Origin of the sequence: Colwellia sp. C2M11 (assembly GCF_018860915.1) — a bacterium.
Lineage (GTDB): Bacteria > Pseudomonadota > Gammaproteobacteria > Enterobacterales > Alteromonadaceae > Colwellia.
Genome location: NZ_JAHKQD010000009.1, coordinates 61455 through 78345 on the forward strand (window position 1 = coordinate 61455; position 16891 = coordinate 78345).

Annotated in this window: 15 protein-coding genes and 1 riboswitch; of the genes, 8 read left to right on the top strand and 7 right to left on the bottom strand. The window is 36.1% G+C overall.

Annotated elements, in window-relative coordinates:
• Positions 1-7: 7 nt before the first annotated feature.
• A complete protein-coding gene (locus tag KO509_RS02265) occupies positions 8-1018 on the bottom strand; it encodes a CobD/CbiB family cobalamin biosynthesis protein (protein WP_215971667.1) in 1011 nt (336 codons plus the stop codon).
• A 7-nt stretch (positions 1019-1025) separates the two neighbouring features.
• A complete protein-coding gene (locus KO509_RS02270; RefSeq protein ID WP_215971668.1) occupies positions 1026-1619 on the bottom strand; it encodes a histidine phosphatase family protein in 594 nt (197 codons plus the stop codon).
• 144 nt (positions 1620-1763) lie between these two features.
• Positions 1764-2009: riboswitch (cobalamin riboswitch) on the top strand.
• A gap of 268 nt (positions 2010-2277) precedes the next feature.
• Here KO509_RS02270 and KO509_RS02275 point away from each other — a divergent pair.
• Both KO509_RS02275 and cobO read left to right on the top strand, forming a co-directional pair.
• Positions 2278-2625 carry a hypothetical protein gene (locus KO509_RS02275; protein ID WP_215971669.1) on the top strand — a complete coding sequence of 116 codons (348 nt, stop codon included), beginning with the start codon at positions 2278-2280 and terminating at the stop codon, positions 2623-2625.
• A 169-nt stretch (positions 2626-2794) separates the two neighbouring features.
• Positions 2795-3445, top strand: a complete 651-nt coding sequence (gene cobO / locus KO509_RS02280; protein WP_215971893.1) for a cob(I)yrinic acid a,c-diamide adenosyltransferase — start codon at positions 2795-2797, stop codon at positions 3443-3445.
• A gap of 75 nt (positions 3446-3520) precedes the next feature.
• Here cobO and KO509_RS02285 read toward each other — a convergent pair whose 3' ends face one another.
• Positions 3521-4486, bottom strand: a complete 966-nt coding sequence (locus tag KO509_RS02285) for a DUF4862 family protein (RefSeq protein WP_215971670.1) — start codon at positions 4484-4486, stop codon at positions 3521-3523.
• Between the two features lie 155 nt (positions 4487-4641).
• A complete protein-coding gene (locus KO509_RS02290; protein WP_215971671.1) occupies positions 4642-5577 on the bottom strand; it encodes a PhzF family phenazine biosynthesis isomerase in 936 nt (311 codons plus the stop codon).
• Positions 5578-5953: 376 nt separating this feature from the next.
• On the opposite strand from KO509_RS02290, the gene glmU reads away from it, so the two are divergent.
• From glmU to glmS, 4 genes are all read left to right on the top strand, one after another.
• Positions 5954-7324, top strand: coding sequence for a bifunctional UDP-N-acetylglucosamine diphosphorylase/glucosamine-1-phosphate N-acetyltransferase GlmU (gene glmU, locus KO509_RS02295; protein WP_215971672.1), 1371 nt, complete (start codon positions 5954-5956; stop codon positions 7322-7324).
• A gap of 59 nt (positions 7325-7383) precedes the next feature.
• Complete coding sequence (locus KO509_RS02300) at positions 7384-8136, top strand: transporter substrate-binding domain-containing protein (RefSeq protein WP_215971673.1); 753 nt, start codon at positions 7384-7386, stop codon at positions 8134-8136.
• Positions 8137-8640: 504 nt separating this feature from the next.
• Complete coding sequence (locus KO509_RS02305; protein WP_215971674.1) at positions 8641-9411, top strand: DeoR family transcriptional regulator; 771 nt, start codon at positions 8641-8643, stop codon at positions 9409-9411.
• Positions 9412-9429: 18 nt separating this feature from the next.
• A complete protein-coding gene (glmS, locus tag KO509_RS02310; RefSeq protein WP_215971675.1) occupies positions 9430-11262 on the top strand; it encodes a glutamine--fructose-6-phosphate transaminase (isomerizing) in 1833 nt (610 codons plus the stop codon).
• A gap of 159 nt (positions 11263-11421) precedes the next feature.
• Here the strand turns inward: glmS and KO509_RS02315 are convergent, their stop codons facing one another.
• On the bottom strand, positions 11422-12015 hold the full coding sequence (locus tag KO509_RS02315) for a glutathione S-transferase (protein WP_215971676.1): 594 nt from the start codon (positions 12013-12015) through the stop codon (positions 11422-11424).
• Entirely contained in the window at positions 12002-12433 is a 432-nt protein-coding gene (locus KO509_RS02320; RefSeq protein WP_215971677.1) for a VOC family protein, read from the bottom strand. The genes KO509_RS02315 and KO509_RS02320 overlap by 14 nt, the downstream gene beginning before the upstream one ends.
• A 116-nt stretch (positions 12434-12549) precedes the next feature.
• On the opposite strand from KO509_RS02320, the gene KO509_RS02325 reads away from it, so the two are divergent.
• Positions 12550-13461: a LysR family transcriptional regulator gene (locus KO509_RS02325; protein ID WP_215971678.1), complete on the top strand. Its 912-nt coding sequence runs from the start codon at positions 12550-12552 to the stop codon at positions 13459-13461.
• Between the two features lie 248 nt (positions 13462-13709).
• On the opposite strand, the gene KO509_RS02330 is transcribed toward KO509_RS02325, so the two are convergent.
• Entirely contained in the window at positions 13710-15704 is a 1995-nt protein-coding gene (locus tag KO509_RS02330) for a S9 family peptidase (protein ID WP_252727357.1), read from the bottom strand.
• Positions 15705-16144: 440 nt separating this feature from the next.
• Between KO509_RS02330 and KO509_RS02335 the strand changes: the two genes are divergently transcribed.
• Positions 16145-16555, top strand: coding sequence for a hypothetical protein (locus tag KO509_RS02335; RefSeq protein WP_215971680.1), 411 nt, complete (start codon positions 16145-16147; stop codon positions 16553-16555).
• Positions 16556-16891 lie beyond the last annotated feature (336 nt).

Below are 16891 nucleotides of genomic sequence, written 5' to 3' on the forward strand. Positions count from 1 at the left end.
GTTAACTTTATAGAAGATAACAAACTAGTTGATAGAAAAAAGTTAATAAAGCTAATGTAATAGCTGCCCGTTTTACTAGCGTTATACTGCGAGGTATATCCTCGATGCTGACCGAGTTGCCTAAACCTAATGTGGGTGAGGTTATTACTTTTCCATGATAAAAAGCATTACCGCCCAGTGTTATCTTCATCACAGTAGCGCCGGCTGCCATTACCCAGCCACCATTATGACTTTTATATTGATTACCTTGCTGATAGGCATTGGTAACAGATTGTTTAACATCACCTTGTATTGAATACAGTAGGGTACAAATTTTTGCGGAAAAGAATCCGAGTAAGTCATCAAGCTTAGCACTGGCATAGCCAAAATGATTAAAACGAGACGTTTTATAACCCCACATTGCATCGAGTGTATTAGCTAAACGATGCAAAATAACTAATGGCGCACCGCCGATAATATAATAAACCATTGAAGCGATAACTGAATCATGTCCATTTTCGAGCATAGATTCTACCGTTGCTCTAGACATTGCTTGTGGTGAAAGAGCGTTAGTTTCTCTACTAACAATGTAACCGGTAAAGTGGCGAGCTTTTACAATATCTTCTGATTTCAAAGGGATGTAAATCTGCATAGCATGTTGATGTAAACTATTAAGACCAATCGCCAAATAAAGTACACTGGCATCGAGCAATATTTGCCAATACCATGCTAAATCATTAATAAATAGAAAGTAAACAATGGGAAGCGGCAATACCAATAAACACCAAGAAAGCGTACCTAATAGTTTTATTTTTAACGGTGCAGTTTTAGCCGTAGTCAGTGAGTTTTGTTGGATGTTGTTATGATTAAGTACAGACTCTATTTTATCTGCAAGCCAGCCAAAACCAACAAGATAATGGTACTTTTTAGCTTCGCCTAAGATATTATCAAGCAGTAAAGCTAATAAAATAGTTAATGACGTAGCAAAATAAGGCGCTAATAACATTGCTTGGTTATTTATATTTTCTATCCACGACATTGTTATTTTATTTCGCTGTTACTGTTTCAGAGTGAAAATTTTTATCGTTATGATTATAGGTTAAATGAAAGATAGAGCCATTGTCGAATAATTCATAAGCATTTTGTGTTGATTGCTGACCTAGCTTCGCTAAAAAACAGCGCAACGCTTCACCATGAAAAATAACCAATAAATTTTTATTTACATTATGGATCGCGAGTCTTTGTAATGCATTATAAATGCGTGTCCCACAGTCTATGGCGCTTTCACCACCTATAGGTTTCAGTGCGGTAAATTGGTGGAAAATTTCGTCAAAATGTACTTCATTTTTAATGTTGCTTATATAAGCACCTTGCCATTGACCTAAGTTTCGTTCGGTTATGTCATTTAGGTTAATAATAGGGATATTTAATAGCTTTTGACAGCTAATAGCTGTATTAACTGCACGACCAAGGGGGGACGAAATAATAAAGTCTATTTCTTTATTAACAATATTTTGTGCAAGTTTTTTAGACTGTTCCTTACCTAAATGCGTTAGTTCACTGTCTAATTGTCCTTGATAACGCTGGATTTCATTCCATTTCGTTTGTCCGTGACGCGCTAAATATAAGTTTGTTTTCATCTGTTTTTAATACTAATAACATCAATGATGACATTTATCATCATTTGAAAGGGCGCGTAGAGTAACTAAATCACCGTTTAGGTTCAACGCTAATATGTTTGGAACTAGTTTTGTTAGTTATTGAATAGCATGTATTTATGACGTATTATCTGGTTCGATTTAGGTGTCTTCACACGTTATTTTGATGTGTTTAACAAAATAATAACGCTCTGAAGGTGAAACGTGAAACTGGTGAAATACCAGTACTGCCCCCGCAACGGTAACTGTGAGCAGCAACAAAAACCACTGCATTGAATCGCTAAGTAGAATATTACATTAGTGATGTATGGGAAGGTGTTGCAAATGCAATGATCAGAAGTCTGGAGACCGGCCTAATCAATGTTATTTATCACTTATAATATTATATCTGTGTTTACTTATATAAATAGCATACTCGACAACTGCGGTGGGCGGTGATTCAGAGATAAGTATATGTGCTGAAATTTGTAATATTTAACATGATTTTTCTAAATTGCAGCCTAAGGAATCTATTACTGTTTGTTTGAGCTAATCACTTATTTTTACGGATTTTTTTGCTACTAACACAGAATAACTATTCTTTTATCATTTACTGCCTTTGATTTCCAACACTGTTAACTATCTATTTAACGAGATCGTTATGAAGTTAATGAATCAAAAATTCCATTTGAATATATTTATGGCAGTATTTTCAGTATTAACCTTGTTAATGCTTGCTACGCGCACCCATCATTTCTCTAATTTTAATCATTTACCCAGTGCATCAATTGCCTTTTTTACTTCAAATGGTGATTATTACACGTTATCTGGTAAGTTTGCTGAATTATCATGGGCAGAATATGAAACACGGGTTGATAAGTATTATTTTAAGTCCGTCTCTAATCCTGTTTTTTATATTATTTCAGCCATCGTCATTGATTTTACAATAAACCATTTATTTACCAATAAGGAGTTAAATACGAGCGTTATTGCTAACCATAAGCATTAGTGTATTTACCAAGTAACCTGAGTTTATCATTAATTATTCTTGAGAAAACTCGTTACTTTTAAGCGAATCAATAAACTGTTGTAGAAGGAACTCAATCAGTAATGATTAATAATCGTTATATGAAAAATATGCGAAAAATAAACTGTAAGTGAGAAAAACTGTGACAGATATTAATGAAAATCAGCAAAATGATAATAGGCTTCAACAACAAGATGAAGCTGCACAAATTAAAGAGCAAAAACATATTGAACGTCAGAAAAAAATTAAAGCAAAAGTTGATAATCGTATTGCTCAAGCGACCGAAGAACGCGGGGTTTTTGTTGTAATCACAGGTAATGGTAAAGGTAAAAGTACTTCTGGTTTTGGTACTGTATTACGTGCGATTGGTCATGGTCAAAAAGCAGGTGTAGTACAGTTTATTAAAGGCGATAAGTGGGAATGTGGGGAAATGAACATTCTGAAACAATTTCCTGTGCAGCATTATGTTATGGGGACTGGGTTTACGTGGGAAACCCAAAGTACAGAAACGGATACTATCGCAGCAAAAGTAGCTTGGCAAAGAAGTAAAGAAATGTTGAGTGATGAAACCCTTAATATTGTGCTACTCGATGAAATGACCTACATGGTTAAGTATGGCTACATTGAATTAGATGAAATTATTGAAGTACTTAATAACAGGCCTAAAATGCAGCATGTGATTATTACCGGTAGAGCTTGTCATCGTAAACTTATTGAATTAGCTGATACTGTTTCAGAGGTTCAACCTATTAAACATGCCTTTAAAGCAGGGGTAAAGGCTCAGAAAGGACTTGATTGGTAAGGTTTGCTTAATAAAAACGTGTTAATTTATTTAACACGTTTGAGTTATTGCCCATTACTGCTCGTGGGTAAAAACTTATTTACTAGTCACTTTATCAAGTAACGAAAGTAAACTTGTTATATAAGAAACACGTTCATCTACACTTGCTTCATTTGGGCGTATCGCTATTTTCCCGCCAAGAAAATCAAGTTTTTCGTACGGACACTGTTCTAAAGAGCGTTTAATTTCATTAATTGTTAAGGCTGACCCCTTAGCGTAACTTGGTACATCAATCGCCTGCTCATGAGGCATATGAGTATCTCGCCATTGACCATAAGGTCCTTCAACACCTGAAGCGCCAGAAAAAATAATACCTTTTAATAAACCACAATCATAAGCTTGTTTAATATGTTGAATCGGACCTTCAACACTACGTGTTTCAATCGCAGATCGTCCCCAATTTATGCTAATACCAATATCGGTATTATGTTTACTATTAACATTTTGAATAGCTGTAATTTCATCTTCTAGTAACATAAAGCCTTTTTGAGAAGCTTGACCTTCAACGTAAGCATCACAGTGTTCAATTACAAGTTTTGCACCTTGCCAATTCCAAGATTGCATGGTTTCAAGAGATGTTTGTAATGCTTGAATAGAGGATTGTGCATCAGCAGTGATTGTGGGAGCGGTATGAATTTTAATGAAAGGTACTGCTTCCCTGTTCAAATGTGCGTTTAGTTTTACTATGGCTTGTTGTGCTTGTTGATAAAACGCGATGGCAGCTAATCGACCTTCCTCATTATTTGAGGCAATACCGAAATGAGGATTCTTTCCAAGGTTGCCCATTACACCAGGGATAGAAGTAAATACAAATTGCCACTGAGGATCAATATTTGCTAAAAACCAATCATCGTCATGGGTATGTAACTGGCCAGTAAATGGGTGTTCTAGACCTTGAATGCTTTTAATGTTTTTTAATTGTTGGTAGTAATCTGTTTCTTCATTTTTGTCCCAAGCATTGCCCGAAGGAGCGGTAGCATAAGCGCCAATAATATATTTCATATTGATTAATGTAGTCTGTGCATTTTAGAAAAGTTATTCGTTATAGCACTAGGTTTTTTGAATTGCAATCGCAAAAAGCCATTCCGCTTCACATGTAAAAACCAGGCTGTGAAATGGAATGGGTAAGTTACTTATCGATTAAAAAATCCGTTCTTTTATGAAACGTGAATTTGTCCTTCTCCCACTAATACAGCATAACCACCGACACGTATGGTTAAGTCTTTACTCTGCTTATTATCCATCTCAATGAAAAAGTGACTTTGACGACCATTATTGTCACCTCTTTGAATACCAAAAACATGTGTGCCTTTTTGTATATGAGGATGATCACAAATGTGACTAGCAAAAGCGGGAATTACACTGCCAATTGGAGGATCGTCATGGTGAGCAAAAGCAGGGCCTAGCAAACGAGCATGAAAATCAGCTGAGTTATCATCGGTATTATTAGCGAAAAGCAGGATTTCCTGTGCTAACGAACTCGGTGCTGAAGAATTACTCCAAGCGGCCTCATTGAATTTAGCTTCACGTATTGCAGTGTAAGACATAATAGGCACAATTAAATAAGGGATGCCGCAAGAAACAATTAATGGACGATAGTTATCAAAGCCTATATCTGCAGGGTTAAGTGATAACATTTCTGCTAATTCTTCAGTTGTTGGTGTGTAATAATCTATCGCAGCATGTGTGTTATAAGATTGTTGAATAATACCTATATCGCCGTTATCATTTTTCGATACATGACTGTTGATAATTTTTTCATGTCCTTTCATGGTTGAGGAAAAAGAAATAAGGTTATGGTTATCGATTAGTGGTATAGCTGTGCTTGCTAAAACATAACTTGCCGCTTGTATTGCATGAACACTACAAGGTAATTCTTTTTCTTTTGAAAACACGCGAATTTCTCGGCGATTATTTTTATCTGCCGTTTGTAAAAAAATAGTACAACTTGCATTTAGCTCTGTTGAAATTTGTTGCATTTGTCTATCAGACAAACCGCTGGCGTCAGCAAAAACAGGTAAAGGCACGCCATGAAAAGGTTGCTCAGTAAATACATCAACCATGAAGTATTTATAATTATTTAATGTGTTCATCGTTTTTCCTTAAGCGATAAGCAGAACAGCATGGCATACAGACGTATTGTCTACTCCAGTCAATTTACTTCTTAAATTCATATCTTGTTCATCACTCTATATTCAATATTGATAGTGGTGTCGCAAAAAATATACCAAGCTATTAAATAAAGGTTAACTTATTGTTTTATATTACTAATGTTTTCGTATGTTATTATTTTGTTTTCTATAATGCTTACATAGGGGGCGATAAAAAGAAAAGTCGCACATAAGCTGTGCAGGGAGATCACTCTCTGTATTTTAAAAAAAGCACATTAAATAAAATTAATAGCAAAGCGAGTGCAAAGATAGGTACAATAATAAGCATACACAATATATTTACTTGAATGGATTTATCATGTCTCTCTCTGTCGTTATTCTTGCTGCGGGTAAAGGTACTCGTATGCGCTCTTCTTTACCTAAAGTTCTCCATGTTGTCGCTGATAAGCCAATGGTGTCTCATGTTATTGATAGTGCACGCTACTTAGGCGCAAAAAATATTTATGTTGTTTATGGTTTTGGTGGCGAAACACTGAAAGCGACATTAACAGATAATGACTCAGGGAAAGATTTAACCTTCATTGAACAGAAAGAACAGTTAGGCACAGGCCATGCAGTTGATCAGGCTTCGCCATTTTTAACAGACGATGAAGATGTATTAGTCTTATATGGTGATGTACCCCTCACGAAAGTATCAACTTTAGAAAGCCTACTAGCCGCTAAACCTAGTGATGGCATGGCACTGTTAACGGTACACTTAAGTAACCCTACAGGTTATGGTCGTATTGTACGTGTTGATGAGCAAGTGGTTGGTATAGTAGAACAAAAAGATGCAACGTCAGAACAGCTAATGATTAATGAAGCTAATACTGGTATTTTGTTAGCCAATGGTGGAGATTTGAAGCGTTGGTTGAGTGGTCTTTCTAATGAAAATGCTCAAGGTGAATATTACCTAACTGACATTATCGCTGCCGCACATCATGAAGGTAAGTCGATTGCTACCGCTCACCCAGAAACAGAAGTTGAAGTTGAAGGAGCGAACAATCGAGTACAACTAGCTTCTTTAGAGCGTGCCTATCAAGCACGTTTGGCGGAAGAGTTAATGATTGAAGGAGCAAGCTTACGTGATCCTGCTCGTATTGATATTCGCGGCTCTTTAACTGTTGGTAGTGAAGTAAATATTGATATTAACTGTATTTTTGAAGGTGAAGTAAAACTCGCTAATGGTGTGAAAATTGGTGCCAACTGTATTCTTAAAAATTGCACCATTAATGAGAATGCTGAAATTAAACCCAATACCATTATTGAAGATGCTGTTATTGGTGAGAGTTGTTCAGTAGGTCCATTTGCGCGAATTCGTCCAGGCACAATAATGCATAAAGACTCACATGTGGGTAACTTTGTTGAAATGAAGAAAACCACGTTGGGTGAAGGCAGTAAAGCCGGACATTTAACTTATCTTGGCGACACACTTATTGGTAAAAAAGTTAATATAGGTGCAGGTACCATTACTTGTAATTATGACGGTGTAAATAAAGCGCAAACTATTATCAATGATCATGCCTTTATTGGCTCGAATAGTTCTTTAGTTGCCCCTGTTACTATAGGTGAAACTGCAACAGTAGGCGCAGGCTCTGTTATTGCGAAAGAAGTTGATAAAAATGATTTAGCTGTTGCACGTTCTAGACAACGTAATATACAAAACTGGCAGCGACCAGTAAAAAAATAGTTTCTCGTTAGTACTTAATGTAACTAATGACACTTTATAATACTTGAGCAAGGTTATTTATGCCGCGAAAAATTTTCATATGGTTTGTTTTTTTACTTTTTATTCAACCTTTATATTCTGTTGCAAAGGATGATATACCGGTTGAATTGCAGGTTGTTGCTAGTATTAATCCTTTACTTCAATATCCGGATGAAGGCGAAAATAAAGGTCCAACGATTGGAATTCTTAACGCAATTTTAGCCGAAGCACAGCTTGAGGCTAATGTTGCGTTTATGCCATGGGCACGAGCATTCTCAATCGCTGAAAGTAATCCTAATACAATTATCTTAAGTATGATTAGAACACCAGAGCGGGAAGATAACTTTTATTGGATAATTAAAGTGAGTCGTCCTGCGCGTGTATTTATTTCTCTAGAAAGTAATATTGAAAACCATGTTGAGACTATAGAGCAAGCAAAGGAAAAGCTTATTGCGGTAATTTTAAATTCTGCTGAGCACAAAGAGCTTATTGCTGCTGGCTTTTCTGAAAAAAAGAATTTATATATTGTTTCTTCACGTGAACAAATGGTTAAGCTATTAGCCAATGGTCGAGTTGATTTACTTTACACCGATCCAAATAATGCAAGAGTTCAGCTAGAGGCTATAAATAAGCCCAATTTAGCTATTCATTATAAAAAAATTACGATGAAAAATCAGCGTACTAGCTATATTGCTTTGAATAAAGGTACAGACAAGGCAATAGCTAAACGCTTACAACAGGCGGCAGATAAGTTCGTAAAAAAACCCGAATATGCCTATTTATTGGCTAATTAATTTATTTATGGCTGAATAATAGAGTCTGTTGGTAACAAATATTCGCCAATGTAAGTGCTCTTATGTTCAATTGTAAGCCTTGTCATTTAAACTTCTGAAGTACATCTACTCTAGTACAGCATTATATATTTGGGCTGTAGAGAATTTTTGTTCAGTATAGTTTACTTTTACTAATTATACCTATCTCACTAACGATGTAATCATTTCTACTTGTTGAAATCACTAACTACATCGTTATTTATTTAATAATTAGAACAACTAGTTATTGAAATAAAAGCGTTGTATTTGGCAACTTTTTCTACATATAAAATTGTTCATTTAATTAATTAAACTGGTATTAAATCACCCGATCACCACTTCATTATTCATAAAACATTTGTTTTTTATTGCATGTCATGTAAATAATAGGTTGTCTATTTTTTAGGGGATAAATTGCAAAAGGTTTCGAAATGAAAGATAATAGCGTTCAAAGTGAAAGTTAACTGGTAATTTATCTAATACATCATGTCTAAAAGAAATACTCAACAGCGTCGTCATAGCATTATTACCGAACTTAATATCAACGGAGAAGTGAGCGTTGATAGTTTGGCTAAGCAGTTTGATATTTCAGAAGTTTCTATTAGAAAAGATTTGGCTTCACTAGAAAATAGTGGTTTGTTATTAAGGCGTTATGGTGGAGCCATAGCTTTACCTAGAGAGATTACTGAACCGAAAAGTGAAAAACTTTCTCTACAAAAGAAAGCGATTGCTAAATATGCAGCAACACTTGTTCGAGATCATAACCGTATTATTATTGATAGTGGTCAAACTACGTCTGCTCTTGTAGGTGAACTTGAAAGTAAAAAAGGTTTAGTGGTTATGACGAATGCACTTAGCATAGCTAACGAAATTCACGCCTTAGAAAATGAACCTACCTTATTGATGACCGGCGGCACTTGGGACGCCAACTCTGAAGCTTTTCAAGGACAAGTTGCAGAGCAAGTGCTTCGCTCTTATGATTTTGATCAACTATTTATTGGTGCTGATGGCATAGATATAGATCGTGGAACAACAACTTTTAATGAATTAACCGGCTTAAGTCGTGTTATGGCAGAAGTTTCCCGTGAAGTTATTGTTATGATTGAATCATATAAAATAGCAAAAAAAATACCTAACTTAGAATTAGGATGGCAACAAATACACACCCTCATCACTGATGATGATTTATCTGAATCAGTAAGATTGCAGCTAATAGCTCAAGGCGTAAACTTAATATGCGCCAAGTCAGCTAATTAAAAATAAAGGATATAAACTATGTGTGGCATAGTCGGTGCAGTAGCACAACGTGACGTAGCTGATATTTTAGTCGAAGGATTAAAACGTTTAGAGTACAGAGGTTATGATTCAGCAGGAATTGCAACCATAGATCAGCATAACAAATTAACCAGTGTTAAGCGTTTAGGTAAAGTACAGGAATTAGATCAAGCCTTACAAGAAACGCCGTTATCTGGTGGCACAGGTATTGCGCATACCCGTTGGGCAACACATGGCTCTCCAAGCGAAGTAAATGCTCACCCTCACCTTTCTAGTGGCAACATCGCGGTTGTTCATAATGGTATTATTGAAAATCATGACGAATTACGTAAACAACTTCAAGGTTTAGGGTACGAGTTTATTTCTCAAACTGATACTGAAGTTATTGGCCATTTAGTTCATCATGAACTAAAAACGAGTGACACGTTATTAGCAGCAGTACAAAAAGCTGTTCAACAACTTGAAGGTGCCTACGGTACTGTTGTGATGGATAGTACAGATAAAGATCGTATTATTGTTGCACGTTCAGGTAGCCCATTAGTGATAGGTTATGGCTTAGGCGAAAACTTCATTGCTTCAGATATGATGGCCTTATTACCCGTTACTCGAAAATTTGCCTTTTTAGAAGAAGGTGATGTTGCTGAAGTTACTCGTTTTAACGTTAATATATTTGATGCTAATGGCGACCCAATCGAGCGTGAAGCAAAAGAAGCTTCGGTAAACCATGATAGTGGTGATAAAGGTGAATACCGTCACTACATGCTTAAAGAAACTTATGAACAACCTTCAGCGATTAGAAATACGTTAGAAGGGCGTTTACTAGGAACTGAACTTAATATAGAAACTTTTGGTAATGGCGCTGACGACATTTTTAAAAATGTTGAACACGTACAAATAATTGCCTGTGGTACTAGTTACCATTCAGGTATGGTTGCACGTTATTGGTTAGAAGAGCTTGCGGGTATTTCTTGTAATATCGAAATTGCGAGTGAGTTTAGATACCGTAAATCATTTGTGCCTAAAAACTCAATGATTGTAACCTTGTCACAATCAGGTGAAACAGCCGATACGTTAGCGGCTTTACGTTTAGCAAAAGAAATTGGCTACACATCAAGTTTAAGTATTTGTAACGTACCAGGTTCATCGTTAGTTCGAGAATCAGATTTATCATTTATGACAAAAGCTGGCGCTGAAATAGGTGTAGCTTCAACGAAAGCATTTACAACTCAGCTTGTTGGTTTGTTAATGATGACGCTGGCGATAGGTAAACATCACGGTATGCCGGTAGCACAACAAGAAAGTATTGCTAAATCGCTATTAACCTTACCTAACAAACTTGAAGAAGTATTAGCATTAGCGCCTTCAATTGAAGATCTTGCGGAAGATTTTGCAGATAAACAACATGCATTATTCTTAGGTCGTGGTGATCAATACCCAATTGCGATGGAAGGTGCACTTAAACTCAAAGAGATTTCTTATATTCATGCAGAAGCTTATGCCGCTGGTGAACTTAAGCATGGCCCGTTAGCCCTTATTGATGCTGAAATGCCAGTTATTGTTGTTGCACCGAAAAATGATTTAATTGAAAAATTAAAATCAAACGTAGAAGAAGTACGTGCTCGTGGTGGTTTAATGTATGTATTTGCTGATGTCGATGCACATTTTGCTAGTGACGACACGATGAAGGTTATTAACGTACCACATTGTGATGACATAATCGCACCGATTGTTTATACCTTACCACTGCAATTACTTTCATATTATGTTGCTATTATTAAAGGTACTGACGTTGATCAGCCTCGAAATTTAGCGAAATCGGTTACGGTTGAATAAGTTTGAATTTAGGGTGATTTTAACCTTGTAAATCAACAATAAAGTATCATACAGCTTAAGCTATTCTGATAAAGTAGAATAGCTTAAGCTTATTTATGAAAATTCAATATTCCTTCCTAATATTTTCAAAAATTCACATTGAACCTACCACCTATTGTGCTAATTACCAGGCATCGATATATAACCAGGTAACTGCTCTAAACGCTTCATCCATGCTTTAATATGAGTATATTCATCAACTGAAACACCACCTTCGTGTGCAATTGAAATATAAGGATAAATGGCACAATCTGCAATTGTTGGACGATTTACCGCTAACCAATCTTTGTCAGCAAGATGATTGTTGATTAACGTTAATATTCGAGTTGAACGTGCTAACGACAAAGCAAGGTCGCTTTCAACACCAAACTTTTCAATTAATCGAGAGGTATTTGGCCCATGTTGTATTTCGTTAGCTGCAACTGATAGCCATTGCATAACATCAGCTTGTAAATGCGCTTCGCTAGGCCACCATGCTTCACCACCATATTTATTCGCTAAATATACTAATATAGCTTGGCCATCTCTTAATACGACATTACCGTCTTCTAGAATTGGAATTTCGCCCCACGGGTTTAGTTTAAGTAACGTTTCTCCTTTATGCTCTCCTTGAAGATAATCAACAGGTACAATATCTAATGGAGCATTAATAAGTGATGCAAATAATTTTACTTTATAACAGTTGCCTGATAGTTCTAAGTCATATAATTTCATTGTTTTTTTCCTCAGATAGTAGTTGGTTAAATTCCAGTACATTGCCGTCTGGATCACGGATAAACAAAGTCATTCTTCTCGGACCCAGTTTTTTAGGCCCCTCAGTGATTTCTATTCCTTCTTTTAATAACCAGCTTTCAAACTGACTTATGTCATTTATAACGAATGCCGGATGTGTAATCCCTGGTTGTTTAATTGCCTCATCAAGCAGCACATTTTTTCGATCTTTTGTGGTTGCGCCATTAAAAATAAGGTTAATTCTAACGCCAGCCGAGGTCATCATTTCATTGGCTTCAGCCTCTGGAATACGATAAGTTTCTTTGAATCCTAGCGATTCATAAAACTTAATAGATTGTTGTCTGTTGCTCACTCTAATTCCGACATGGTCATAGGCAATAGCAATTTGTGAATTCATCATATGTAAACCGTTTATAAGATTTTTGGTTAATTTTTAATAGATCCACTATGACATTTTGTTATTTAAAAGATAATACTGTAAATTTGACAATGATATTTTCAATAAATGAGATAATGATGGATAGATTACAAGCAATGACAATGTTAATTAAAGTGGTCGAGCTTGGTAGTTTCTCTGCTGCAAGCAAAGCATTGAATGTGCCGTTACCTACATTAAGTCGGAAAGTATCTGAACTTGAAAATCAACTTGGTGTGCGAGTGCTACATAGAACAACTCGAAAGTTGTCATTAACTATTGCTGGCACTGACTATATTAGAGCCTGTAAAAGGATTATTGAACAGGTTGAAGAAGCCGAGCGTGAAGTCAAAGGTGAATATTTGGAGCCAAGAGGTGAGTTGGTTATTACTGCGCCGGTTATGTTTGGAAAAAAATATGTATTGCCTATTGTTACTGAATTTCTGTCTTTATATTCAAATATAAATGTGCAGCTCATTTTATCAGATGGAAATATGAACTTGTTTGAAAATGAAGTTGATATGGCCGTTAGAATTGGCGTTTTACCTGACAGCTCAATGATTGCGACGCAAGTGGGAAAGATTCGGATTGTTACCTGCGCAAATCAGCAAGTTTTAGCGCAACATAATCAATTATCATCGCCTTATGATTTATCTAACTTTGCATGCATCTTACTAAACACAGCAAATACTCCTCCACATTGGCGCTATTACCTTCCTGATGCTCAAATGAATATTAATATAAATATTTCATCTAGACTCACCGTTACAGATAGTGAATCTGCGGTTTCCGCTGCGATAAATGGCGTAGGGATAACGCAACAATTGCATTATCAAGTTAAAGACGCGGTAGATACCGGCGAACTGAGTATTATCTTACCGGAATTTGAACCTGAGACTGTGCCAGTACATTTAATACATAAATCTAAAAAGTATATGCCGCAAAAAATGAAAAGCTTTTTAGCTTTTGCATTACCTAAACTTAAAAGCAAAATTGGTGCGTTAACTGCGTAGTTAATAATTGATTATGTTGTTAACTATTTGAAAAATAGATAATTAATATATTTTAAAAAACCCCCTTTCACAACACTGTGTAAGGGGGGCTTATACCAATTCCAATCAGTTTCTTCTCACTTAGCGAGAGTTAAAGGGTTTAGAGGCACAAGTTATACGTTTCAAACATAACTTAAGTACCGACATCCATGTCGGCAAGGCATTATTGATTGAAGAGAATGGTTATTCCCTTGTCAAAATCATTAGTGCTATTTATTACTGTGTTTATCAAACCACCATTGAATATAAGCTACTTTCGACATTAAGTTAGACGGTCGTTTTGTTATGCCATGTGAAGCATCAGGAATGCGTACCATGGCAGTATCAACGTCTTGTAATTTTAATGCTTGATAAAATTGCTCTGTTTCTGAAATAGGTGTGCGGTAATCGGCCTCACCAGTCAATAACATTGTTGGAGTTTTAACATTCCCTACATAGCTAATAGGTGAGCGTTTCATATAATGTTCAATGTGATCCCATGGTTTACCAGGGAACCAATAATCAGCAAAGAAAGGATAGAAATCAGCCGTTAAGACAAAGCTGATCCAATTGATAACAGGTTTGGCAACCACTGCCGCAGCAAAACGGTCTGTATGACCAACAATCCATGCTGTTAGTACGCCGCCACCAGAGCCACCAGTAACAAACAGGTTAGACTCATCAATAAACCCTTTGGCAATTAAAGCATCAACACCCGTCATTAAGTCATCAAAATCGTTACTTGGGTAATTATGATGAATGGTTTGGGCAAATTCTTTACCGTAAGAATCACTACCGCGTGGGTTCATATATAAAACAACATTACCTTTCGCTGCAAATAATTGTACTTCGGCACTAAAGTGCGGGCCATAATTAGCAACCGGTCCACCATGAATCTCTAATATAAGCGGGTACTTTTTCTTGCTATCAAACCCTGGTGGATACGCAACCCAACCTTGAATAGGCAGGCTGTCATGGCTTGATTTAAGCCAAATTTCTTCAACTTTTGCTAATTGCTTATTTCCTAAGGCATCTTCGTTTAAATGTGTTAAACGTTGGGTTTTACCGCGTTTAACTAAAGCAACATCAGCAGGGCGTTGAGTATCTGCAAAAGTTATTGCCACATCACCATCTTCACTTACATCAAAGTCACCACCTGAATAAGGACGACCAAAAGAAACACTGCCGATTCGCTCAGTAAGCACTTTGCGTTTGCCATTACGTGGTTGATAAGCAAGTACTGTTTGTCCTTCGCTGGCGTAGCTAAAGTAAACCCCCTTGGAATCGTCAGCCCATTTAATTTGGCCAACACTACGGTCAAAATCAGTAGTTAAACTTGTTGTTTTACCTGACTTTAAATCACGAATATAAAGTTGAGTATTTTCATAGTTAGTTCGCTTGTCGTCATAACCTGTATAGGCAAGATAGCGACCATTAGGGGATACTCTCGGTTGGCTATCTGGGCCAACTCTATCTGTTACAGCTGTAATGGTTAAGCTTGTTAAATCCAATGTGTATATTTCAGAGTTCGTTGGTTTAAGTTTATATTCATCGTGACGATTTGCTGAGAAATAAAGACTATTACCATCTTCAGCAAAGCTAATAGCTCCACCGTGATTAAAGTTGCCTGATGTTAATTGACGAGCATTACCGCCATTTGCATCAATGCTAAATAAGTGGCTAAAACCTGCTTTAGTATAGCCTCCGCCATCAGCACGGTAATACACTTCATCGATATATTTGGCTGGATCGGCCCAATCTGCCCCTTCAGGTTTGCCAGGCAAGTTAACTGGCGTAGCAGCTTTAGCAGGTACAAATTGACTGAATATTAGTTGTTTACCATTTGGTGACCAGTGCAAGTTGCTTGGGCTTTGGGTCAAATTACTTATTTTGGCAACAGCGCCCGTTTTTAGCCATTTGATATAAATTTGGCTACTACCGTCTCGTGTGGAAATAAAAGCTAGGCGAGATTCATCAGGAGAAAGTACCGGCGAATAATCCATATGGACGCCAGATGTTAACGGTTGTAATAATGTCGAATCACTATCTACTGACCAGATATTACTGACTTTACGGTCACTTTTAATATCCATACGGTTACGGACAAAATAAACGGTTTTACCGTTATTAGTCATTTCAAGTTGATTGGCATATTCAAGATCAAAGACATTTTCAAGTTGCAGTGTGGACTCAGGTTGGCTAGCAAAGCCAGAAAAACTGACCATAGCTAAAAGCGTTAGAGGAGAGAAGATTTTCATTTTTGTTCCTTGTTATTATACAGTCTTACCATGTTATCAAGTAACAATGATTAAAAAGATACTTAGTTGCGATGAACACACATTTTTAAAAGGTTAATTACTTAGCATGATTAAATTCTCCTTTGTTATGAGAAAAGAGAAAAACATTTCCTTTACACCTCAATGCGTTATTATGATGTTGCGATTTAAATTGATTTATAAATAACAATTAAACCACGTAAGTGCATTTTTATGTAACTACCTCAAAATAGCGCTACCACAGACTAGTCACTATTTAATAACCTTGGTACAATGGCGAAATTCTAGTTTATTACACTTTTATTGATTTATGTCATTAATAATAAGTAAAAACTATAGTAAGGCTTGCTGAATTGTAAGCTAGTTAGATCACCATTAAGGTTATAGGTTTGAGCTGTAAAAACTACCCGCATACAAATACTCAATCGACTGTAAGTCAGTTGCAATTGAGTGTGCCTGTTGTTTTTTTTAGTGCAAGACTATTTACTGCTTTTAGTATTTTAATCATCAGTTCGATGATGTTATTTTGTGGTTTTATTGAAGATCTATCGGAATTAAATTATTTATTCAACGAAGGGGCTTTATCTGAGTCAATTCTTACGAATATTGTTTATTTCTTTATGCAACCAGCTATGAACGGTTGTTTACTCGTTGGTTTATATTGGTTATTTTTTATTATCTTCCCTACACATAGGGCAGGTATTGTTTTACGTAAAACAGCTTTTGCGTTTAGCGAATCTTTACAGTCTTTTATAGGCTTACACACGCACGGTTGTCGTGCACCTCCTTTATATAAATAGTTGATTACGACTTTTATTGGTTAACTGTTTAGCGCTCTAATCTGCAGCAGTATGTCTGTATTTCAACTACTTCATTATATTTTCTCACCTTTTAACAGTGGATTTTCTGCTGCTTAAAATTCGTCGAGAATAAAACTTATGCTGTTGTTTTATTTAATAAAATAACTTGTTTGAATTTAGGTTATACCATTTATATTAAGTTTTTGCTCTTGTTATGCGATGAAAACATAGAACAAGGTAAGGCGTTTGATTTAACGATAGCTAACTATTGTGATTATAAACAACGCAACCTTGGTTTTTTTATCAATACAAGTGGACAATAATTTAATGGCACTG

Bases quoted from the DNA above. Each gene is read 5' to 3' on its own strand.
- KO509_RS02325 (WP_215971678.1), top strand. From the start codon at position 12,550: ATGGATAGATTACAAGCAATGACAATGTTAATTAAAGTGGTCGAGCTT.
- glmS (WP_215971675.1), top strand. From the start codon at position 9,430: ATGTGTGGCATAGTCGGTGCAGTAGCACAACGTGACGTAGCTGATATT.
- KO509_RS02290 (WP_215971671.1), bottom strand. From the start codon at position 5,577: ATGAACACATTAAATAATTATAAATACTTCATGGTTGATGTATTTACT.
- KO509_RS02285 (WP_215971670.1), bottom strand. From the start codon at position 4,486: ATGAAATATATTATTGGCGCTTATGCTACCGCTCCTTCGGGCAATGCT.
- KO509_RS02330 (WP_252727357.1), bottom strand. From the start codon at position 15,704: ATGGTCAGTTTTTCTGGCTTTGCTAGCCAACCTGAGTCCACACTGCAA.
- glmU (WP_215971672.1), top strand. From the start codon at position 5,954: ATGTCTCTCTCTGTCGTTATTCTTGCTGCGGGTAAAGGTACTCGTATG.
- KO509_RS02305 (WP_215971674.1), top strand. From the start codon at position 8,641: ATGTCTAAAAGAAATACTCAACAGCGTCGTCATAGCATTATTACCGAA.
- KO509_RS02300 (WP_215971673.1), top strand. From the start codon at position 7,384: ATGCCGCGAAAAATTTTCATATGGTTTGTTTTTTTACTTTTTATTCAA.
- KO509_RS02315 (WP_215971676.1), bottom strand. From the start codon at position 12,015: ATGAAATTATATGACTTAGAACTATCAGGCAACTGTTATAAAGTAAAA.
- KO509_RS02275 (WP_215971669.1), top strand. From the start codon at position 2,278: ATGAAGTTAATGAATCAAAAATTCCATTTGAATATATTTATGGCAGTA.
- KO509_RS02265 (WP_215971667.1), bottom strand. From the start codon at position 1,018: ATGTCGTGGATAGAAAATATAAATAACCAAGCAATGTTATTAGCGCCT.
- KO509_RS02270 (WP_215971668.1), bottom strand. From the start codon at position 1,619: ATGAAAACAAACTTATATTTAGCGCGTCACGGACAAACGAAATGGAAT.
- KO509_RS02320 (WP_215971677.1), bottom strand. From the start codon at position 12,433: ATGATGAATTCACAAATTGCTATTGCCTATGACCATGTCGGAATTAGA.